The following is a 22818-nucleotide window of genomic DNA, read 5'->3' as shown; positions in this document are numbered from 1 at the left end:
TTTGTTTTTAACGAATGGAAGCACCGCTGCAACAGTTGCACAGCCCGCTCTGGGAGGAGCAGGGTATAGCGCTTTGGGTGAAGCGTGAGGATTTGCTGCACCCCACTATTTCGGGCAATAAGTGGCGCAAGCTGAAGTATAACCTGCAGGAGGCAAAGCGGCTGCAACACGATACGCTACTAACTTTTGGTGGCGCCTACTCCAACCACATCGCGGCCGTGGCAGCAGCGGGGCAGGAGTTCGGCTTCCGCACCATCGGCATCATCCGGGGCGAAGAGCACCTGCCGCTCAACCCCACCCTCTGCTTTGCAACATCGGCAGGTATGGAGCTGCACTACATTTCCCGCGAAGCTTACCGACAGAAGTCTGACCTGGTATACCTGGAACAACTGGCGCAAGAGTTCGGCCAGCCATATCTTATACCTGAGGGAGGCACCAACGCCCTGGCTGTGAAAGGCTGCACTGAAATTGTGTCAGACATCTCTATTGACTACGATTACATCTGCTGCGCCAGTGGCACGGGTGGTACCATAACCGGTATCATTGCAGGACTGGAGGGGGAGAAGAAGGTACTTGGCTTTCCGGCACTAAAGGGAGGCGAGTTTCTGAGGGAGGAAATTGAGCAACTAATCCAAAGGTATAACGGACAGCACTACCACAACTGGCAGCTGGTCACCGACTACCACTTCGGCGGCTACGCTAAAGTGAAGCCCGAGCTGTTGGACTTCATGCGCACTTTTCAGCAGGAGCACCACCTGCCGCTCGAGCCTGTCTATACCGGCAAAATGTTCTTCGGGCTGGTCGACCTGATCCGGGAAGGCTACTTCCCGAAAGGTTGTCGCATTGTGGCGGTGCACACCGGTGGATTGCAGGGCAATGCCGGTTTTAAGGAGCGGCTAGGGGTAGAGGTATAGATTTGAACTTTAGCACCATAATTGCTGTGTAGGCAATAGCGATCACAACTGACAAAAATGCTCACGCCCCTTTTCCGACTTTTATTCCGTCTGCTCCCTTTTGTTTTGCTGCTACTTGTAGGCTGGTTTGTCTGGCGCCAGGTAAAAGACACATTCGGCCCCGACGAGAAACAACCTGAAGTCATCGTAAACCACAACACTATCCTGACCACAGTAGAAGAGCTTGGCAAGATGGAGCTGGTACGCTATAATTTTAAGGATGTGGTGGAGTACGAGAAAAACGTGTCGCGTTGGGTACCAAACTCTAAAGTGGTGCTGATCGTGACTGGAGAAGCCGTCGGCTGTATTGATTTCACCAAACTGACCGAACAGGATATCCGTTTCCAGGGCGACTCGCTGGTGCAGATCAGTCTGCCGGAGCCTGAGATCTGCTATTACAAAATAGACCACAGCAAATCCAAAGTCTTTTCAAAGGAGAACACCTATTTCCAGGATGCCGACCTGGTGCAGGAAAGCTACCGCTATGCCGAAAGCAATGTGAAGGAAGCGGCTATCAACTCCGGCATCCTGCGTCAGACACAGGTAAATGCAGAGAAGGTGCTCAAGCCTATTTTAGAAGAAGTGACCGGCCGCAAAGTAGTGCTGGTGCCGCAACGCCGCATCCAGAATCCGGAAATGCCGAAGAGGAGGTGATTCTACTTTTCTAACTGCTTTATAGCTTCCTGCACCAGGTCACTTTCGTAGCCTTTGCTCATCAGGTAATAGGTGAGTTTCTGGCGGCGGGCGAAAGGGTTCTTCTCTTTTTCAGTGGCGTTCTTTTTCTCGAGGAGCTGCTGCAGGTGCTGCTCGTACAAGTCGTAATCAATTTCTTTAAGCCCCTGCTTGATGCAGTAGTCTGAGATGCCTTTGGCTTTGAGCCCCTGCACGATCTTGCGACGGCCCCATTTCTTGAGCCCGTACTTGCCCCGCACATAAGCCTGGGCGTAGCGCTCCTCGTCCAGTAGTTTTTCCTGCCCTAGCCGCACAATGATCTCTTCCACATCATCCGGTTCCAGGCCATAGGTATACAGCTTCGTGCGCACTTCCTGCTGCGTGCGCTCCTGGTAGGCGCAGTAAGCTGCCGCCTTGATCAGGGCTTCTTTCGGGGTGTAGGTTTTCTGTTTTTTCTGACGTTCCAAATCGTTCGTTTTGCTAATATAAAAACACGTGCAGGTGCTAAAGAGTTGCGGGAAAGTTTGAATGGTTATTCAAAGATAAGCTTTCTTGAAGTTAATTTAAGTGATACCGTAGTTGCGGCTCTCTCAGGTATAGCAACACGCAACCCTGCACTCACTCGACCCCAAAATAATCAATCGTGGTCATACTGGGAGTAGGGGGTAGGGGCCTTCTTTTTCCAATCCTCTCAATCCTGATTCAGACAATTAATCACACAACTAATCTGAATTTAACAGACATTTGTGCCGCTAATTATAATACTGGTTTATGTTTTCAAGAGGAGTCAGGTATATGCTGTTGTCTACGCTGTTCTTTTCGCTCATGAATGTGTGCGTAAAGATGGTGCCACACATACCTGCCATTGAAGTGATTTTGTTCCGCTCGGTGGTGTCGCTGGTGATGAGTTTCGTGGTGCTGCGCATGAAGCGAGTGAGCGTGTGGGGCAGCAACTATGGGTTGCTGATAGCTCGCGGAGCTGCCGGTGCCATGGCGCTCATGCTGTTCTTTACCACGCTGCAGAACATACCGCTGGCCACGGCGGCTACTCTGCAGTACCTGTCGCCCATCTTTACTACCATCATGGGCATCTTCATCGTGAAGGAAAAGGTGAGGTCCTGGCAATGGGTGTTTTTTGCCGTTTCATTCGCAGGTATCCTGGTTATTGAGGGCTTTGATACCAGTGCCGACTCATTCTATGTGTGGCTGGGCGTGATGAGTGCCGTGTTCTCTGGGCTGGCGTACAACTTTATCCGGCGGCTCAATACCCGGGAGCACCCGCTGGTGATCGTGTTTTACTTTCCGCTGGTGGCGCTGCCGATCTCAGGCATCTATTCCATCTTCAACTGGGTGCAGCCCGACGGCTGGGATTGGGGCATTCTGCTGCTGGTGGGTGTGCTCACGCAGCTGGGGCAGTACTACATGACCATGTCGTATCAGGCTGAGGAGATCTCGAAAGTCGCTAACCTTAATTTCATCGGCATCATCTATGCGCTGTCGCTGGGCTTTATCCTGTTCGACGAACACTTTGAGCTGGCAACTTATATAGGTATGGGGCTGGTGCTGGTGGGAGTGGTGCTGAACGTGCGCTACAAAAACCGGCTGTCGCAGCGCGAGATCGAAGCCCACGAAACGAAGCTGCCGAAGGTATAGCGGTGGTTCAACCATCGCCACATACTACCGAGATGATGGCTGAATGACAGAGGATAGCATGAGGTATAGCAATGTAAAAATGTATACCTGTAAAGGGCTGGACAAGCTTAAATTCTGAAAAAGCTAAACACGAGGGGCGGGTTTTGTCGTTAGTTCTTAAATTGTAAAGTGTAACAATCAAGACTAGAGTCTATCGTACATGCGCCCTGTTTTTTTACTCTTCCTGCTATACCTGCTGCCGGCCATCACCATGGCGGGTATCCTGCGTGGACGCATCACCGACGAAAACAACCAGGGGCTGCCCTTTGCCAGCATCTACATCAAGGAAACGGCCAGCGGTACGGCCACCAACGACCAGGGCAATTTTCAACTGCAACTGCCGGCAGGTACTTATACCCTGGAGTTCAAATATGTCGGGTACAGGGCCCGCATCGAAACGGTGACGATAGGCGAGGGGACGCAGGAACTGAACGTGCAGCTGCTACCGGAGGTGCTCAACCTGAAGGAGGTGGTGGTGAAAGCAGCTGATGAGGACCCGGCCTACGCTATCATGCGCAACGCCATCCGGCTGCGCAAGTACCACCGCGACGAAGTGAATGCCTGGAGTGCCCGTGTGTACATGAAAGGCGTGGCCCGCATGGACAAGGTACCAGGCAAGGTGCTGGGTGTACGGGTAGTGGATGTGGACACGGGCATTGTATACCTTTCGGAGTCGGTGTCGGAGCTGCATTTCAAAAAGCCGAACAAGGTAAACGAGCGTGTGATCTCCTCTAAGGTGAGCGGCAAGAAACAGGGCTTCAGCTTCAACCAGGCCTCGGAGATGAACATCAGCTTTTATGATAACCTGCTTAGGGTGGAGGGGCTGAGCGAGCGGGGTTTTGTGTCGCCGCTGGCCAACAATGCGCTCTTCTTTTACCGCTTCGAATACCTCGGCACTTTTGAGGAAAACGGCCGCACCATCAACAAGATCAAAGTCATACCAAGGCGCAAAAATGATCCAGTGTTTCAGGGGAACATCTACATCGTGGACGGCACCTGGCGTATCCACAGCACCGACCTCACCCTCACCAAAAACGCAGGTATTGATTTCGTCGATTTCATAAGGGTGCGGCAGGTATACGCGCCGGTGCAGGACCACGTGTGGATGCCGGTGTCGCAGCGCTTCACGTTCGAGGCCTCGGGGCTTGGCTTTAAAGGGGGCGGCTATGCCATGGGCGTATACTCCAACTACAAGGTGCAGCCAGCCTACAGTCGTCCTCCGGCGGTGGTAGAGCCTGAACCAGAGGTGGTGGAGGATGCTGTGGCAGTAGAAGTCAAACCCGCCAGACGGCAGCGGGCAAGGGTTGTAAAACCTAAAGAGGCCACACCCGAAGAGCAGCCTGCTATACACGATGAAAAGCTTTTCAGCCGAGAGGTACTGGTGGTGGAGAAGGAGGCGAACACCCGCGACTCAGCCTACTGGGACGCGATCCGGCCGGTGCCGCTTACCGAGGAAGAGCAAACAGACTACCAGCGCAAAGACAGCCTGGAGGTCATCCGCGAGTCGCGGGTATACAAAGACTCCGTGGATCGCATTCGGAACAAGCCGACCTTTGGCAATTTTTTTATGCGCGGCTATACCTACAGCAACACCTACGAACGGCGCTACTTCCGGATAGACCCGCTGTTCAGCCTAACAGGCGGACCCAGTGTGCTGCAGTACAACACTGTGGAGGGCACTGTGCTGAACGTGGGCATGGAGTACCGGCAGAATTTCGAAGACCGTCGCTACTACGAAATTGAGCCAACCATCCGCTACGGGCTCTCCAACGAGAAGCTGAATGCCAGACTGCGCCTGGGCTATACCTATGACCCCATCAAGCGGAGCATGATTTCAGTGGAGGGTGGCCGCTTTGTGGACCAGATCAACTCCACTAACCCGATCTCACCGTTTGCCAACACGGTTTATACCTTGCTCTTGCAGCGCAACTACCTCAAGCTGTACCAGCGCGACTACGCCCGGGTGAACTACCGATCCGAAATACTCAATGGGGTTACCATCCTGACCTCGCTCGATTACAGTCACCGCATTCCGCTGGAAAACACCACTGACTATACCTTCCGGGAAAGCAGTAGCGGCGGCTTTACCTCCAACGTGCCTGAGAATGCCGAGCTGGCCGACGCTTCATTCGAACCACACCAGGCCCTGACAGCTGCCTTTACCGTTGCTTTCCGACCGGGCATGAACTACATTTCCCGCCCCGACCGCAAGATCAACATCGGCTCACGCTGGCCTACGTTCTCGCTGGGCTACCGGGGCGGCATTAAGGCGCTGGGCGGCGACGTGAAGTACACAACCGTGGCGCTGCGCATCTCCGACGACTTTAGTCTGGGCTTGCTGGGCAGCAGCGAGTACAGCTTCACGGCAGGCACCTTCTGGGGCAAGGAGAACATGCGCCTGATGGACTACCGCCACTTCAACGGCAACCGCACCATCTTTGCGGGGGTGTACACCGGCTTCCAACTGCTCGACTACTACAGGTATAGCACCAATAACCGTTACCTCGAAGGGCATTACGAGCACCATTTCAATGGTTTTCTGTTCAATAAAATACCGCTCTTCCGCCGCTTGAAATGGCAGGAGGTGGTGAGCCTGCACTACCTGAACACGCTGGAGTCGGATAACTACCTGGAGCTAGGCTTAGGTATAGAGCACATCTTTAAAGTACTGCGCGTCGATTTCTTTACCTCGTTTCAGGAGCGGCAGAAGGTGCATACGGGTGTGCGGGTAGGCTTCGGATTTTAAGTGGAGCGCAGTAGATAGTGCAATTGTCTGATGGGGCTGTTTTACAACCTAATACACGTGTTGGTCGTTAGAAATCAGAGAAGACAAATATTTTAACACGACCATGAAAAACCTGAAAGATATACTTAAAACCGGATTTGCAGCTGCCCTTGTAACTACCCTGATGGTAAGTTGCGGCGACAGACCGGCTTCGAACCCGACAGACGACACGAGTACCTCCGAGGCAATAACGGGACAAAGCGAATCAACCCAAAACCTAAGCAATCCGCGCCCGGCTCCGATCGGCGACACCGCTAAAACAGGCGAACAGGCTGACCGCTTTGGGAATCTGCCCTCAAACGTAGATACTGCTGCCCGCCAACAAGTACAGCAGGACATACAAAGACAAGTAGAGGAGAATCCTAACCAGCGTCCTGAAATCCGGACTCCGCCTAACCGACGCATTGATGGTACAAGAGATCAGTAAGCTGATCTAATAGAAAACGAAGAGGCCATACCTGTACGCATAACAGGTATGGCCTCTTTGTTCTGACTGGTTTTCGCTACTTTACCACCGCCGTAGTACCCACTGGCGGAATGACCATACCGGCGCCGGTTTTCTTGCGTCCTTTCAGGTTGATGTTGTAGATGATCACCGAGATAAAGATCAGCACGTATGCAGCTACTTTTACCGCCGTGGTTTCTTCGTTGAAGTACAGGAAAGCCACCACAAAGTTGAGGATCGGGTTGATGTACATCAGGATGCCGATGGTGCCCGAAGTAAGCTCCTTGAGCGCATACAGGTTCAGGAAGAGCGGCAGTACCGTAAAAACGGCACTTAGTATACCTGTCATTAGAAAGAAATGCCCGTCCAGCGCCACTTCTGAACTTCCCTTGAGCTGCCCGTAAAAGGGAGCGATGAACACAAAAGAGAGTAGTAGCTGCAGCGTGAGCAGCACGATCTTGTCGTATACCTTGAGAATGCGCTGCGTGATCAGGTAAAAGGCATAACTCAGCGCGATCAGCAGACTGAAGAGCAAACTCGTCAGTTCGCCCGTTCCGATCAGCACGCAGCTCAGCGCACTCAGCCCGATGGCCACCCATTGGTTAGCCCGCAGCTCTTCCTTGAGCAAGGCAAAGCCCAGCACCGCCGTCAGGATGGGGCAGAGCAGGTAGGAGAAAGAGCCCGTCTGGATATTGATGTGGTTGATGACGTAGATAAACGCCAGCCAGTTGATCGTCAGCAGCGAGCCGCCCAGGAAAGTGAAGAGCAGAAACTTGCGTGCCTCCCGTGGCTTGGATGCCTTCACAAGTGCAAGCGTCTGCATCAGATTTTTTCGCCGGAAAAGCACCGTGATCAGCAGTAGCAGTACGACAGAAAGCGCTACCCGGAAGAACAGGATCTGCCCACTGGGGTAGTCAGCCAGGGCCTTGAGCGGGAAAGGTATAAAGCCCCAGATCACGAAGGCTGCTATACCTGCCGCATAGTATGGTTTAGTGTTCGTTGTTTCCATTTCAAATTAAAAGAGCGCAAAGGTATCGTTTTGATTTTGAAAATGCTGCTATATAGTTTCTTGTAATCGTGTTTTAACATTGATTGCCCGACGCTTTAATTCTTGCTGCTCCTCACATCCCTTCGTCCGAAATAGTATCTTTGAGCCTGAAATCCGATTTGTTTATGCTCACCTTTCACCAGCTTCAAGCCATTACTGGAGGCACTGTTGTACAGTTGCTGCAGGACAGCCCCGTGGTGCACCTGCTCACCGACAGCCGCAAGCTCTCGCAGCCGGCGGGTACGCTGTTCTTTGCCATCAAGGGACGGCACAACGATGGGCATGTATACCTGGTGCAGCTGTACAGGCTAGGTGTGCGGCAGTTTGTGGTGGAAGAGGCAGCCGGACTAACGGAGCTGTACCCGGAGGCCAACATCCTGCAGGTGCAAAGCAGCTTAAAGGCGCTGCAGGCGGTGGCGGCATGGCACCGGGCGCAGTTCCGTATACCTGTGCTGGGCATCACCGGCAGCAACGGCAAAACCATCGTGAAGGAGTGGCTGGCCCAACTGCTGAGCCCGGAGGAACTGGTGGTGAAGAGCCCGCGCAGTTACAACTCCCAGATCGGCGTGCCGCTCTCGGTCTGGCAACTCGACTCGAACCATACCTTCGGCATATTTGAGGCAGGTATATCGCAACCGGGTGAGATGCAGCAGCTGCAGCAGGTGATCCGGCCGACATTCGGTCTGTTTACCAACATCGGCAGCGCCCACGACGAAGGCTTTACTGACAGACATCAAAAGGTAGCAGAAAAGCTGCAGCTGTTCAGTCAGGTGGAGTTGCTTTTTTACTGTTTAGATCACGAGTTGGTGCACGAAGCGGTGCAGGCGAAAGGTATACCTGCTTTCACCTGGTCCCGCAAACAGCTGGCGGATGTGCAGATCAGCGGCAGCACCATCTCCGGTCACAAAACCATCGTGCGCTATACCTTCCGGGTCGAGCAGCACAGTCTGGCTATACCTTTCACAGACGATGCCTCCGTAGAGAATGCCCTGCACTGCTTAGCGGTGTTGCTGCACCGAGGTGTGTCGCTCACCGACATACAGGACCGCATGGATCGGCTGCAGCCTGTGGCCATGCGCCTCGAAATGAAAGAAGCGATCAACGGCTGCTACCTGATCGACGATACCTACAACAACGACCTGGGCGGCCTTTCCATCGCTCTTGATCTGCTGGCCAGTCAGCCGAAGCGCGGTAGGCGCACCCTGATTCTCTCTGATCTGTTGGAGTCAGGTATGGCGGAGGAGAAACTCTACAATGAGGTGGCTGCCCTGACCAGAGCCCACCAGGTGGAGCGCCTGATCGGGATTGGGCCTACCATACAGGCGCACGGCGCTAAGTTTAGCGGCGACACGGCATTTTATGTCAGCACTGCCGAATTCTTGCAGCAGTTCAGCTCTGAGCAGTTCCGCAATGAGCTGGTGTTGGTTAAGGGAGCCCGCGTGTTTAGTTTCGAGAAGATCGTGCAGGCTTTTCAGCAGAAAGTGCACGGCACGGTGCTGGAGGTCAACCTGGATGCGCTGGTCCATAACCTCAATTACTACCGCTCCAAGCTAGCATCTGGCACCAAACTGATGGTGATGGTAAAAGCCTTCGCCTACGGCAGCGGCAGCTTTGAGGTAGCCAACCTGCTACAGTTCCACCGGGTAGATTATCTGGCAGTAGCCTATGTGGATGAGGGAGTGAGTCTGCGCGAGCACGGCATTACGCTGCCGATCATGGTCATGAATCCCTCACCGGATAGTCTTGCCAAACTGCACCAGTATAGCTTAGAGCCCGAGATTTACTCTCTGGAACTGCTCCGCGATTTTCTGATAACTGCCCAGCCGGACATCAGCTACAAGATTCATCTGAAACTTGACACAGGTATGCACCGCTTAGGTTTTACAGGTGATGACTTTGAGGAGCTGTTCTCCTTGTTAAAGCAGCATCCGCAGGTGCGGGTGGTCAGCACCTTCAGCCATCTGGCCGGGGCTGACGAAGCCCTGCACGATGACTTTTCGCGGATGCAGCTACAAAACTTCACGACTTTAGCTGCTGAAGTAGAAGCCCGCCTCGGCTATACCGTGCTCAAACACATTCTCAACTCGGCAGGCATCGTGCGTTTCCCGGAGCATCAGTTGGGTATGGTGCGCTTAGGAATAGGGCTGTACGGCGTGGAAGCCACCGGCTCGGAGCAGGAGGCCCTGCAGCCAGTCAGCACCCTCAAAACGACTATCTCCCAGATCAAGCATATCCGTGCAGGTGAAACCGTGGGCTACAGCCGCAAAGGTATAGCCGACACCGACAAGACCATCGCTACCATCGCTATCGGTTACGCCGACGGCTATGACCGCCGTTTCAGCAACGGTGCTGGTGAGGTGCTGCTCCATGGCAGAAGAGCCTCCATCATCGGCAATGTGTGCATGGACATGTGCATGGTCGATGTGAGCGGTATACCTGCTAAAGTAGGCGATGAAGTCACTGTGTTCGGCCCGCAGCTCACGCTGGTCGAGCTGGCACAGCGCATCGGCACCATCCCTTACGAACTACTCACCAACGTCAGCACCCGTGTCAAGCGCATCTTCTTCTCGGAGTAGGTTTTGTGATTTGAAGAATTAGGGGTTTGGCGGTTTTTGGATGGAGGGGGAGTAAAAGCTGGTTTGCCAGGGGGCGCTATAGTCCCCTATTTCTCACATGAGTACATTAAACAATTAGAAGAGCTCCCAACTTTCAAATCTTCAATTCTCCTAATCCTCAAATCATCAGCTTTATTCTTTTGCAATACCGGGGAACAGCTTGTATCTTGCAGTTGTTTATAACGAGTCTAAATAAAAGAAGAGAAATCGTGCGTAATAGGACAGAAGAAACACAGGCCCAGAAGAGTGTGCGCGATCTGAAGATCGGGGAGAGCGGAGAGATATGCTGTTTGAATGACCCTGAGATGGCACTCAAGCTGCTGGAGATGGGTTGCATACCTGGTACCGCTGTAAAACTGAACAGCAAGGCCCCCTTTGGTGATCCTGTCACGATCATTGTGAATGATTATACACTTTCTTTGCGTTTAGACGAAGCTGAAACCATTCTGCTGAAGTAGATTATTACCACATGGCTGTTACCATAGAGGCGGAAGCGCCAGAAGCCAAAAAAGCAACGCTCCATCAGCCGGTGGCTAAAATTGCTTTGATTGGCAACCCGAACTCGGGTAAAACTTCACTATTCAACCAACTCACAGGCCTTAACCAGAAGGTGGGCAATTTCCCGGGTGTTACTGTCGACAAGAAGACGGGCATCAGCCACATCACTCCCAACCTGAAGGCGCAGATCATTGACTTACCGGGCACCTACAGCCTGTATCCGAAGTCGCTGGACGAGCGTGTGATCATCGACCTGCTCTACGATCCGGCCTCCAAGCATTACCCGGATCTTGTCATCGTAACGGCCGACGCCTCTAACCTGAAGCGTAACCTGCTGCTGTTTACCCAACTGGTAGACCTGCGCATACCTGCCGTGCTGGCTCTCAACATGATGGATGTGGCAGAGACAGAAGGTGTGAAGATCGATATCGATGCGCTGCAACGTGAACTGGGTGTGCCGGTTATTCCACTCAATGCCCGCAAAGGCATAGGTATAGCCGCGCTCAAGATCGTGATGTCGCAGCAGCTGGCACCTACCAAAGCTACTTTCTTTGAGATTCCGGAGGAGCTGAAACAGGTGGTAAATCAGGTAAAAGAACGTTTCGACCTGCGCAACGATTACCTGGCGCTGCATTACATGCACCAGTATAAGAACCTGCGCTTCCTTTCGGAACAGGACAAGACCTGGATCTCCCAACTATTGGAGACGATTGACTTTAAGTCGAATTCGGTGCAGGCCAATGAAACGATAGCCCGCTATGTGCGCATTAACGAGCTCCTGCTCGATGTGGTGCGCATCGAAAAAGCGAAAGAAGAGGAGAAGTTCAGTAACAAGCTCGACCAGGTTCTGACGCACCGCGTGTTCGGCTACCTGATCTTCCTGACGCTGCTGTTCCTGGTGTTCCAGGCGGTGTTTGCCTGGGCCAGCTACCCAATGGACCTGATCGACGAAGGTATAGCCGGACTCAATACACTTATTCAGGAGAACTTCAGCGGACCACTGATCAACCTGCTCACCGAGGGCGTAATCGCCGGTTTGGGTGGTGTACTGATCTTTATACCCCAGATCGCGATACTGTTTGCTTTCATTGCCATTCTGGAGGAAACCGGCTACATGGCCCGTGTTACTTTCATGATGGACAAGATCATGCGCAAGTTCGGCCTGAATGGCAAGAGCGTGGTACCGCTTATCTCAGGTGTGGCCTGTGCCGTGCCAGCTGTGATGTCGGCACGAACCATCGAGAACTGGAAAGACCGCATGATCACGATCTTCGTGACGCCGCTCATGAGCTGCTCGGCCCGCATACCGGTGTACACGGTGCTGATTGCGTTAGTGGTGCCGGAGGTGTACTACTTCGGCTTCCTGAACCTGCAGGGCATCGTGCTGATGGGCTTATACCTGTTGGGCTTTCTGTCAGCCATCTTCTCGGCGCTATTACTCAAAGTATTGCTGAAGGCACGTGAGCGTAGCTATTTTATCATGGAGTTTCCGGTGTATAAGATGCCGCGCTGGAAAAACGTGGGCCTAACCATTTTTGAGAAGTCGAAGACTTTCGTGCTGGAGGCAGGTAAGATTATAGTGGCAGTTTCCATCATCCTATGGGTGCTGGCCTCTTACGGTCCCGGCGATAGTTTTGAGCGTGCCGAGGAGCGTGCCACAGCAGAGGCCGAAGCCAAAGGCCTTAGCGAAGAACAAACCGATAACCTGGTATCCGCTTACCAGCTCGAGTCAAGCTACGCGGGCAAGTTCGGGCAGGCGATCGAGCCGGCCATCCGTCCGCTGGGTTATGACTGGAAGATAGGTATAGCGCTGCTTACCTCCTTTGCCGCTCGTGAAGTGTTTGTAGGCACGATCTCCACTATCTATAGCATAGGAGAGGAAGAGAACGTGAGCACGATCAAAGACAAGCTGATGTCAGAGAAGGATGCCGATGGCAATCCGTTTTTCACGCCGGCGCGGGCTTTCTCGCTTCTGATTTTCTACGCCTTTGCCATGCAGTGTATCAGCACCCTGGCCATTGTTCGTCGCGAGACTAAAAGCTGGATGTGGCCCTTGGCGCAGCTGGTGTATATGACAGGTCTGGCGTATGTATCCGCTTTCGCCGTTTTTCAATTGATGAGCTAAGCAGCGCATACAGCATTTGATCAGCCCGCTCCCAAAAGGAGCGGGCTTTTTTTGTGCTCCCACATAAGGCGCTGGCGCTGTGAATTGGAAAGCTTTCTGAGTAGTTAAGTCCTGCTTCGCGGAAACCTAAGATCTTGATTTTGTACATCTTATGTTTTATAAATTTGATTTTTCTGCTATAATATTGAATAAATTTATCCTTTCTAACGCTTTCTCGTATAAAGAGGAGCTTTTACCGTTTTTACTCGAAATCTGCTGAGGCAGGAAGTACCCAGAAGGCACCGGATAGATGGTCAGAATTAGTTTTTGAGATCAAAAAACACATTAAATATTTGTGAAAGCCGAAAACATTCTTTATAATTGAACATCTCTCACCTTAAACAAATAAAACAATGAAAAGACTTCTACTACTCTCAGAGTCATTTTTACCCCACTGCCGCTTACCTATTTCAACCAAACTAGCGGCCTCCTAAGCATTTTTCGAAGTAGCGTAGCCTGCTGTTAAGGCTATTAGCCTGTTATGCGCAGACTTTATTGTCTGCTCTAGCAATGGCTGTATCCTTATTTTGATAAATAATTTAACTCAGCCAACTTTCTCGGTGTCTGATACAGTTATTTGTTGAGGATGATTATCTGTTCCCTGAGGAGGTTGGTGTCAGCAATTCTAATAATACTGGTTACAGAAGTCCTTGCTAACGGTAGCATCTTCATTATCCAATATCAGGAGCAAAGGAAACAGACAGAAGGAGGTGATCACTATATAGAGCAAGCCTTTACTCATATTTAACACAGAACTAACGAACTACTGCCGTGATCCGGTGAATTGAAAAATAACACCTTAACTATTTTGATTTAATACTTACCTAAACAAACAGCGCAATGAAAAAAATTTTAATGCTATGCCTGTTACTTATGTCAGCCTTGATCCACGAGGCCATGGCACAAGTCAGGGCGATCACCGGTACGGTGACAGACGCTTCTACTAATCAACCGCTGCCAGGAGTTACAGTCTTGGTGAAAGGAACCACAGTGGGTACTGCCACAGGGTCAGACGGTACCTACACTGTAAATGTGCCGGAAGGTAGCAACACACTCATATTCCGTTTTATCGGTTATCAAACCGTTGAGCGTCCAATTGGTAACGAAGCTACCATAAACGTGTCCTTAGGAACGGATACTCGCCAGTTAGGTGAGGTAGTGGTAACAGCCCTCGGCATCGAGCGTAACAGAAACGAGCTTGCCTATTCAGCTCAGGAAGTTAGCGGCGACCAAATCACCCGTGCAAGAAATGAAAACGTAGTAAACTCTCTTTCGGGTAAAGTTGCTGGTCTGGATATCAGAACTAACAACACAATGGGTGGTTCTACAAATGTTATTATCCGTGGTTATTCTTCACTTACTGGTAACAACCAGGCGCTTTTCGTGATTGATGGTGTTCCTGTAAGTAATGCCAATAACAATGGCTCCAACCAGGCTACCGGTCGTGGCGGTGCTGACTATGGTAATGCAGCAGCTGACCTTAACCCTGATAACATCGAGTCTGTTAACGTACTGAAAGGTGCGGCAGCAACAGCACTTTATGGCTCGCGCGCAGCAAACGGGGTTATCATGATTACTACCAAAAAAGGCGCGAAGAACAGCCTTAATATAGCCGTTAACAGTGGTGTTACATGGAGTACTATCGATAAAAGCACCTATGTGAAATACCAGAAAGAGTACGGTGGCGGTTATTTTCAGGGCTTTCGTACAGCTCGGGATTTAGGTAGTGGTGTAGCACCGGTAGTAAGATTCCAGGATGATGCTTCCTACGGCCCCAGATTTGATCCAAACTTACAGGTTTACCAGTGGGATGCGATCGATCCGCTCCATCCAAACTTTGGGAGAACAAGACCTTGGGTAGCTGCTGAAAACGACCCAACTTCATTTTTCGAAACCGGAGTTAACTCTAACCAGAGTGTAGTAGTTAGTGGCGGCGGCGATAAGACAACCTTTAACTTAGGTTACACCCGTAACGATATCAAAGGTAACCTGCCTAACTCCACTATAGACAAGGACATGTTAAACTTCAATGCTTCTTACGAAGCAACTGATAGATTAACGGTCTCTGCTTCAGGTAACTATACTCGCACAGTGGGCATGGGTAGATATGGTACTGGTTATAGCGGTAACAACCCTAACCAGCAGTTCCGCCAGTGGTGGCAAACAAACGTGGATTTGGAAGAGCAAAAAGATGCTTACTTCAGAAACAGACAGAACATTACCTGGAACTGGAACAGCTCGAATACAGGCCCGATCTACTCTGACAACCCATACTGGACCCAATACGAGAACTACTCAAACGATTCCAGAGATAACTTCTATGGTTATGCAACTATTAATTATAAAATCACCGATTGGATGAGTGCATTGGGTAGAGCAGCTTTCAACACAACTACTGACTTCCAGGAAGAGCGCGTAGCTGTTGGTAGTGCCGGCCTGAGTAGCTACTCTAGATTCAATAGAGACTTTAATGAAACTAACTTCGATCTGATGTTGAATTTCAATAAAGATATCTCTGAAGAGTTGAGTTTTACTGGTTTGTTAGGTACTAACCTTCGCAGAGACCGTTCGAGCTCTATCTTTGCAGCAACAAACGGTGGTCTGGTTGTTCCAAGGCTGTACTCTATCTCCAACTCAGCGAGCCCGGTAAACCCTCCAACTGAGACCTTCAGTCGCAGAGGTGTTGACGGTATTTTCGCTAACGCGAACTTTGGTTTCAGAGACACTTATTTTGTAGAGCTTTCAGCACGTCAGGATAAATCTACCACACTTCCAGAAGGTGATAACTCTTACTTTTATCCAGCTGCTGGTGTTAACGTACTGTTCTCTAACCTAGTGCAGACTTCTTGGTTATCACATGGTAAGGTAAGAGTTAACTATGCAGAAGTGGGTAACGATGCCCCTCCTTTGAGTATCTTTGATGTGTACGACAAGCCAACCGGTTTTGGATCAACTCCGATCTTCTCGCTTCCAAGCACGAAGAACAACCCTGATTTGAAACCTGAAAGAAAGAAAAGCTTTGAAGGTGGTATAGAGGCTGAATTCTTCAATAACCTGTTCGGTTTCGACTTAACCGTGTACAAGGAGAACCAAATTGACCAAATTATGCCAGTTAGCCAGACTGCTGCGTCAGGTTTTACAAACCGTTATGTTAATGCTGGTGAGGTAGAAAACAAAGGTTTTGAGGTTGCTGCTTTTGTAACTCCGATTCAGACAGGAGACTTCACCTGGACTATGAACTTCAACTTCGCGCGTAACAGAAACAAAGTTCTGAGCCTGTACGAAGATGTGGAGAACTTGACACTTGCTTCCTTCCAGGGTGGTGTTTCTCTGAATGCTGCTATTGGTCAGCCATATGGTGTTATTCGTGGTAACGACTTTGTTTATACGAATGGTCAGAAAACAGTTGGAGCAAATGGATACTACTTGTTGTCAGACAGAGCAGACCTTATCATTGGTAATCCGAATCCTGACTGGACTGGTGGTTTCAACAACACTGTAACGTTTAAAGGCTTGTCATTAGGGTTCCTAATCGACGTTCGCAAGGGTGGAGATGTGTTCTCTCTTGACCAGTGGTATGGTGAAGCAACTGGTTTGTATGCCCACACTGCAGGCTTGAACGATAAGGGCAACCCTACTCGTGATCCAGTTGCAGAAGGTGGTGGTGTATTGCTGCCAGGTGTTAAAGAAGACGGTACTCCTAACGACATCTATGCTGAGAACCAGGATGGTGACGGTATGACTCCTTACGGCTATGCAGCTGATAACTATGTTGGTGCTCCACGCGCAATGTATGTGTTTGATGGTAGCTTCGTTAAGTTAAGAGAAGTAGCTCTTTCTTATGCTTTACCTGAAACAGTTATCGGGAACTTGGGCTTCATTAAGGGTGTTGATCTTCAGTTGATCGGCCGTAACTTATGGATTATTCACAAGAACATGGAGTACTCGGATCCTGAAGAAGGTCTAAGCTCAGGTAACGCTGGCAGAGGATACCAGTCTGGTGCTTACCCAGCTGCTAGGACTTACGGCTTCAACGTTAAATTAAATTTCTAAAATCTCAGAAAATGAAGAAACTTATTATATGCTTATTCTCGCTGGTGTTCTTGGCATCATGCGTAGATGATCTGGATGATTTTAATATTGACCAGAAGCGAGCGACCAATGTTCCGGCTGTTACCCTGTTTACAGGTGCAACCAAGAACCTGTCGGATGTGCTAACAACACCAAATGTTAACACAAACAACTACCGTTTTTACGTACAGCACTGGACCTCCACCCAGTATTTGGATGAGCCAAGATATAACATGACCTCCCGTCTGATTCCTCAGAACATGTGGACAGCCTTATATCGTGATGTGTTGGTGGATCTGAATGAAGCCAAAAGGATAGTGAACGAGGACCAGACGCTTGCTGCTGGCGTTAAGCAAAACCAGCTGGCTCAAATAGAGATCATGGAAGTGTATACCTGGTCTGTACTGGTAAATACCTTTGGTGATGTTCCCTACACTGAGGCCCTTAACCCACAGAACGCACTGCCTGTTTATGACGATGCACAGACTGTTTATAATGACATTTTAACTCGTCTTGAAGCTGCAGTAGCACAGCTTGATCCTGCAGCTGCTGGGTTTGGTGGAAGCGGTGATATCCTTTACGGGGGCAACATGGAGAGATGGCTTAAGTTTGGTAACTCTCTTAAGTTGAAGCTAGGTATGGTAATAGCTGATGTTGACAATGCTAGAGCAAGGTCGTTAGTCGAATCAGCAACTGCAGCAGATGCAGGAGGTGTGATATCCAGTAATGCCGAAAACGCGGCATTTGAGTACCTGTCTGCACCACCAAACAACAACCCGATTTCTTCTAACGTTAAAGGTCCACTTTCAACTCGTGAAGATTACGTTGCTGCAAATACTTTAGTAGACGCCATGAACGAGCGTAATGACCCAAGAAGAGAATTTTACTTCTCTCAGGTTAATGGTCAGTTTGTAGGTGGCGAGTATGGCTTCCCTAATACCTTCACCGATTTCTCGACTGTAAGTGCTAAGGTTGCTGACCCAACGTTCGAAGCCTTGTTGCTTGATTACGCTGAAGTAGAGTTCCTTTTAGCAGAAGCAGTAGAAAGAGGTTTTAATGTAGGTGGTACTGCTATGGAGCATTACAATGCAGGAGTTACAGCCTCAATTACTTACTGGGGTGGCACTGCAGCTCAGGCTGCAGCATACCTGGCGCAGCCAAGTGTGAACTACATGACTGCTCCTGGCGACTGGAAGCAGAAGATAGGAACTCAGGCGTGGATCGCGCTTTATAACCGAGGATACGACGCGTGGGTAACCTGGAGAAGATTAGATGCTCCAACGCTCCTTCCTCCAGTGGAAGGCCTGACCGTACCTACAAGATTGATTTACCCTGTTAATGAGCAAACGCTTAACCCAGGTAACAATGCTGCAGCTGCGTCAGCGATAGGTGGTGATGCAAGTTCAACCCGCCTGTTCTGGGATGTTCAGTAGGAATGATTTATTAATTTGAGTTTTAAGAATACTAGGTAGTAGTCTTCTTCATTAGCAAAGGTCTTCGGAATCCGGAGACCTTTTCTTTTTGTAAAAGCTTTCAGAGCTAGTGGTATTTGAATGTCTAAACTTTGTATATTTAAAAAAGTAATTGAACAATATTTCGCTCCATATGCCCCGGAAATCAGTTGTAATTCTCCTCTTACTGATGGTCTTCACTTTTGATGCATGGGCCCAATCTGCAAATCCCAGGCAGTACAAGCTATCAGGTACAGTGAAGGGAACCTGGGGAGAAAGATTAGAGGGAGCTTTTTTAGTTATTACACCAGGAGGCAAAGGAGTAGTCACTGATAAACAGGGACGCTTTTCCGTACGGTTGGAGAAAGGTAGTTATGAACTTTCCTGTCAGTATATCGGGATGGCACCGCTCCAGGAAACAGTTACAATAGCCGATGATAAAGAGATTGAGTTAACGCTGACACGAGCCAACTTCAAACTAAAAGAGGTAGAAATTACGAGCAGGCCTGTTACAGATGTGAATAGCACGCATATGGGCAGCTCGTTCATCGATCAGAAGATGCTGACACGCATGCCGAAGCTATTGGGAGAGGCTGATGTGTTGCGGAGTGTTTCAGCATTGCCCGGGGTCGTGAATGCTGGCGAAGGAACATCGGGCTTTTTTGTGCGTGGCGGCAGTGCTGACCAAAACCTTGTGCTGATGGACGGTGCCCCGCTGTTTAATGCCAACCATTTGTTTGGCTTCTATTCTGTCTATAATCCTGACATCCTCAAGAGCTATGAGTTGCATCGCAGCGGTATATCTGCCAGGTATGGAGGTAGAATTTCGTCTATTTTAGACGTGAGCCTGCGGGATGGGAACGAGGAAAAAATGAAATACGAGATCGGAGTGTCTCCTATCTCTGGTAAGTTTAGTATGGATGGGCCGCTGTCAGATAAACTCACGTTCCTGGCTGCTGTTAGAGGAGCGTTCCCAGGCTACATCATGAAGCTCTTCCCCAATAGGAATATCAAGAACAGCTCCGGGCATTTCTATGACGGCAATCTGAAATTTAAGTACAAGCTGAACGCAAAGAACACCATCAGTTTCTCTGGTTACCACAGTGCCGACGGCTTCAAGTTTCCAAATGATACGACTTACCAATGGAAAAACACGCTGGGAACGCTTAAGTGGAGCCACCTTTTCAACAATAACTTTACAGTTATAGCCACAGTAGTTAAAAGCCACTATACAAATAAAGTTGAAGGCATTGCTGTTGGGGAAGAGTTTGCGCTTAACTCAGGTATAGACCTGACACAGCTGAAGCTTGATTTTGGTTATTTCGGACTTAATAAACATCAACTTGACTTTGGGGGCGATGCATCTGTCTACGTCATTCAACCAGGTGACTTAGTGCCGTACGGCAGCTCTAGCCTTAATCCGCGCCAACTGGAAAGCGATAAAGGATACGAATCATCCGTCTATATAAATGATGAAGTGACACTTACGGATAGGCTATCGATGTCAGTGGGCTTGCGTTTCTCTCAGTTTGCTAAAATAGGGCCTTCTGACACCTATGTTTATGCAGAAGGATTGCCTAGAGGTGATGTGAATATTATTGATACGCTTTCGTATAGTTCGGGGGAGGTGGTGCAAACTTACTTTGGGCTTGAGCCCCGTGCATCTTTCAAGTACTCTTTAACTGACAAAGCATCTTTTAAGGCAGGCTATAGTAGAACCAGACAGTACATTCAGATTATCTCAAATACTGCCGCAATCACTCCGGTGGACGTCTGGAAACTTTCAAACACTTACATAGAGCCTCAGGTAGCAGACCAAGTGGCTTTAGGGTACTTCTACACAGATTCGGAGGACTGGTATGACTTCAGTTGGGAGGTGTATTATAAAAAGCTTTACAATCAGATAGATTATAAAGATGGGGCAACCCTGCTACTTAACCCCACGCTCGAATCCGATCTGTTATTCGGAGATGGGAATGCCTACGGCTCTGAATGGATGTTGAAAAAGAATCAGGGACGACTTACAGGATGGGTCAGCCTGACTTACTCAAGGTCTTTTAGAACGATCGTGGGCAAAACCGAAGCAGAAACCATCAATGGAGGGAAAGCTTATCCATCCAATTACGACAAACCGATCAACCTAAACATTTTTACCGATTATCATCTCTGGCCCAAATGGAAAGTGACGGCAAACTTTACTTATACAACCGGTAGACCTGTTACTGCAGCGGATTCCTGGTATTGGTACCAAGGGCAGATCTTTGCCAACTACTCTGGCCGAAATCAGCAACGGATGCCCGACTATCATCGCCTGGATGTGTCACTGAATCGTGAAATTTTCAAACGAGGTAAGGTAGAATACAGTGGCAGCTTCTCTATTTACAATCTTTATGGCAGAAAGAACGCATATTCTATGCTGTATCAGCACTACTATGGAGAGGCGCCGGGGGCATATAAACTGGCAGTGATAGGTGCTCCTATACCTTCCCTCAATTTTAATGTTAAATTTTAATACGTATGCTAAGGAGGTTGTTGCCATTTTTTCTGCTGCTTCTCATAGGCTGCATCGACCCAGTTGATACGGACCTGAACACCCAAAGAAAGCACTTGGTAGTAGAAGGCTACTTTACAAATGAAGCCAGTTTGAATTACGTACGGCTGAGTTATTCTCAGCCACACTCCTCCCCATATAATGAGTTTGAAGAAAAGGCAATTGTAACAGTAACAAGTGATGAAGGGGAATGGCACGTGTTTTCGTATGATAAAGCGGGGTATTATTACCCATCTGGTACTGGCGAAGCGATAGGAGTTCCCGGGCATACCTATACACTCAACATCACGGTAGGTGACCAACTTTACCAGTCGAAGCCAGTGGTCATGAGAGAACCGATCGCGATAGACTCTGTCCAGTTTGAGATAGCTGAGCAGACGTTCGCCTTTCCTGGAGAACGTGAAAAGCAATTACTTCCGGGGTATAATGTACTTGTAGATTACACCGATCCGGCAGAAGAGAAGAATTTCTTGCGTTGGACTTTCGCTACCCAATACGAGGTAAGAACTCAACCCCAGGATTACATTCATCCCTTCACCGGGTTGCCCGCTCCCAAAGATTGTTGCGTACAATGCTTTCTGGAAGAAAAGCTGGAGCAACTTAAAGTGATAGACGATCGCCTGACCAATGGAAAGAAGGTGCTTCGTCAGAATGTCCTCTTTATGCCTTTTGAGAAATATTTGGGGGTAAAGAACAAGCTGACGCTGTATCAGCATGCTATTAGCGAAGAAGCTTATAATTTTTTTCGTATTCTGGAGCAACAAAAACTGGCCACAGGTACCGTGTTTGATCCTCCGCCTGCTGAAGTAAAAGGAAACATAAGCAGTGTTAACAATACTAATGAGCAGGTAATCGGTTTTTTTGATGTATCAGGCGTAAGTTCAAAGCAAGTAACCATTTTACGTAATGATATTGACTACCCCATCGCCCCGTTCCGCTTCCCCGACGATTGTCAGGTAATGAAAAATGCAACCCTGGGTATACCTGAAGGCTGGTAGCTGCTGATGTCGTACTTCAGGTATAAGTTAACCTAAAGGCAACTCTTGCTGAAAAGTGCTTTCTGTTAATCACTTATAAATCAAAAACACAGCCGGCTGCTTATGTATATCCGGCAGCTTACCCTTCCACTCGGCGATGGTTTTGGTTTGGATAAGCTCATACTCAGGTGAGGTGATATTGGCCGCAATGCACAGGCGTGTGCCGCCGCTGAGCGTCTGCACCAGGTCCTCGAGCAGCTTGTTGTTGCGGTAGGGCGTTTCCATGAAGATCTGCGTCTGGTCCCGCTGTAGCATCTCCTTCTCGAGGTTTCGCAGCGCCTGCAGTCGTGGACCCTTCTCGATGGGCAGGTAGCCATGGAAGGCGAAGCGCTGGCCGTTGAAGCCGCTGGCCATTAGGCTGAGCAGTATAGCCGACGGTCCGGCAAAAGGCACTACCCGTATCCCTTTCTGATGCGCATACTTGGCCACTTCGGCTCCGGGGTCGGCTATACCTGGGCAGCCTGCTTCTGAGATGATACCTGCGTCTATACCTTGCTCCAGCAGTGGCTTTAAAGAGGCCTGTACCTGTGCTGGGGTGGCATCCTTATCCACCTGCACAAAGTTGAGTTGCTCGATCACCAGCTCCGGGCAAACGTTCTTGACAAAGCGACGGGCGGTACGGAGGTTCTCCACGATGAAGTAGTTCAGTCTGCGTACCGTATCTTTCACCTGCGGCGATATCACCTGGTCGGCTGTGTCGTCTGCGAGTATAGTCGGGATCAGGTATAGTGTACCGGTCTTCTTCATGAGGCAAAGGTAAGGTTAAATTGTTGTATTGCTGAGTTGTTAGAAGCTGCACTTGGTGCTAGCTTATTCCTGAATAGCAAAGCCGCAGT

15 protein-coding genes are annotated in these 22818 nt (G+C 49.7%); 12 read left to right on the top strand and 3 right to left on the bottom strand.

Annotation, left to right across the window (positions count from 1 at the left end):
- Positions 1-14 precede the first annotated feature (14 nt).
- Both AC5FXQ_RS16760 and AC5FXQ_RS16755 read left to right on the top strand, forming a co-directional pair.
- The gene (locus tag AC5FXQ_RS16760; protein WP_493603564.1) at positions 15-914 is read left to right on the top strand and encodes a 1-aminocyclopropane-1-carboxylate deaminase/D-cysteine desulfhydrase; all 900 of its coding nucleotides are present in this window, start codon (positions 15-17) and stop codon (positions 912-914) included.
- Positions 915-971: 57 nt separating this feature from the next.
- Positions 972-1607 carry a DUF4230 domain-containing protein gene (locus tag AC5FXQ_RS16755; RefSeq protein ID WP_493603563.1) on the top strand — a complete coding sequence of 212 codons (636 nt, stop codon included), beginning with the start codon at positions 972-974 and terminating at the stop codon, positions 1605-1607.
- 2 nt (positions 1608-1609) lie between these two features.
- On the opposite strand, the gene AC5FXQ_RS16750 is transcribed toward AC5FXQ_RS16755, so the two are convergent.
- Positions 1610-2092 (bottom strand): regulatory protein RecX, encoded by a 483-nt coding sequence (locus AC5FXQ_RS16750; RefSeq protein WP_493603562.1) that lies wholly within the window; start codon positions 2090-2092, stop codon positions 1610-1612.
- A 304-nt stretch (positions 2093-2396) separates the two neighbouring features.
- Between AC5FXQ_RS16750 and AC5FXQ_RS16745 the strand changes: the two genes are divergently transcribed.
- The 3 genes from AC5FXQ_RS16745 (at position 2397) to AC5FXQ_RS16735 (ending at position 6529) form a co-directional block, all read left to right on the top strand.
- A complete protein-coding gene (locus AC5FXQ_RS16745; RefSeq protein WP_493603561.1) occupies positions 2397-3278 on the top strand; it encodes a DMT family transporter in 882 nt (293 codons plus the stop codon).
- A gap of 199 nt (positions 3279-3477) precedes the next feature.
- Positions 3478-6063 (top strand): DUF5686 and carboxypeptidase regulatory-like domain-containing protein, encoded by a 2586-nt coding sequence (locus tag AC5FXQ_RS16740; protein ID WP_493603560.1) that lies wholly within the window; start codon positions 3478-3480, stop codon positions 6061-6063.
- 103 nt (positions 6064-6166) lie between these two features.
- Entirely contained in the window at positions 6167-6529 is a 363-nt protein-coding gene (locus AC5FXQ_RS16735; protein WP_493603559.1) for a hypothetical protein, read from the top strand.
- A gap of 76 nt (positions 6530-6605) precedes the next feature.
- Here the strand turns inward: AC5FXQ_RS16735 and AC5FXQ_RS16730 are convergent, their stop codons facing one another.
- Complete coding sequence (locus tag AC5FXQ_RS16730; RefSeq protein WP_493603558.1) at positions 6606-7556, bottom strand: EamA family transporter; 951 nt, start codon at positions 7554-7556, stop codon at positions 6606-6608.
- 164 nt (positions 7557-7720) lie between these two features.
- On the opposite strand from AC5FXQ_RS16730, the gene AC5FXQ_RS16725 reads away from it, so the two are divergent.
- The 7 genes from AC5FXQ_RS16725 to AC5FXQ_RS16695 all read left to right on the top strand — a co-directional run bounded on the left by AC5FXQ_RS16725 (position 7721) and on the right by AC5FXQ_RS16695 (position 21943).
- Complete coding sequence (locus AC5FXQ_RS16725; protein ID WP_493603557.1) at positions 7721-10171, top strand: bifunctional UDP-N-acetylmuramoyl-tripeptide:D-alanyl-D-alanine ligase/alanine racemase; 2451 nt, start codon at positions 7721-7723, stop codon at positions 10169-10171.
- A gap of 248 nt (positions 10172-10419) precedes the next feature.
- Positions 10420-10668 (top strand): FeoA family protein, encoded by a 249-nt coding sequence (locus tag AC5FXQ_RS16720; RefSeq protein WP_007657272.1) that lies wholly within the window; start codon positions 10420-10422, stop codon positions 10666-10668.
- A gap of 11 nt (positions 10669-10679) precedes the next feature.
- Positions 10680-12833 (top strand): ferrous iron transport protein B, encoded by a 2154-nt coding sequence (gene feoB / locus AC5FXQ_RS16715; protein WP_493603556.1) that lies wholly within the window; start codon positions 10680-10682, stop codon positions 12831-12833.
- 879 nt (positions 12834-13712) lie between these two features.
- A complete protein-coding gene (locus AC5FXQ_RS16710) occupies positions 13713-16925 on the top strand; it encodes a SusC/RagA family TonB-linked outer membrane protein (protein WP_493603555.1) in 3213 nt (1070 codons plus the stop codon).
- A gap of 11 nt (positions 16926-16936) precedes the next feature.
- On the top strand, positions 16937-18376 hold the full coding sequence (locus AC5FXQ_RS16705) for a SusD/RagB family nutrient-binding outer membrane lipoprotein (protein ID WP_493603554.1): 1440 nt from the start codon (positions 16937-16939) through the stop codon (positions 18374-18376).
- A 172-nt stretch (positions 18377-18548) separates the two neighbouring features.
- Positions 18549-20906 carry a TonB-dependent receptor gene (locus AC5FXQ_RS16700; protein WP_493603600.1) on the top strand — a complete coding sequence of 786 codons (2358 nt, stop codon included), beginning with the start codon at positions 18549-18551 and terminating at the stop codon, positions 20904-20906.
- A 5-nt stretch (positions 20907-20911) separates the two neighbouring features.
- Positions 20912-21943 (top strand): DUF4249 domain-containing protein, encoded by a 1032-nt coding sequence (locus AC5FXQ_RS16695; RefSeq protein WP_493603553.1) that lies wholly within the window; start codon positions 20912-20914, stop codon positions 21941-21943.
- Positions 21944-22012: 69 nt separating this feature from the next.
- Here AC5FXQ_RS16695 and AC5FXQ_RS16690 read toward each other — a convergent pair whose 3' ends face one another.
- Positions 22013-22729 carry an SAM-dependent methyltransferase gene (locus tag AC5FXQ_RS16690; protein WP_493603552.1) on the bottom strand — a complete coding sequence of 239 codons (717 nt, stop codon included), beginning with the start codon at positions 22727-22729 and terminating at the stop codon, positions 22013-22015.
- Positions 22730-22818: the final 89 nt, after the last annotated feature.

Source organism: Pontibacter sp. LHS1 (genome assembly GCF_058932855.1).
Note: the sequence above shows the minus strand (reverse complement) of the source record. Positions and strands in the feature narration are given on the sequence as shown.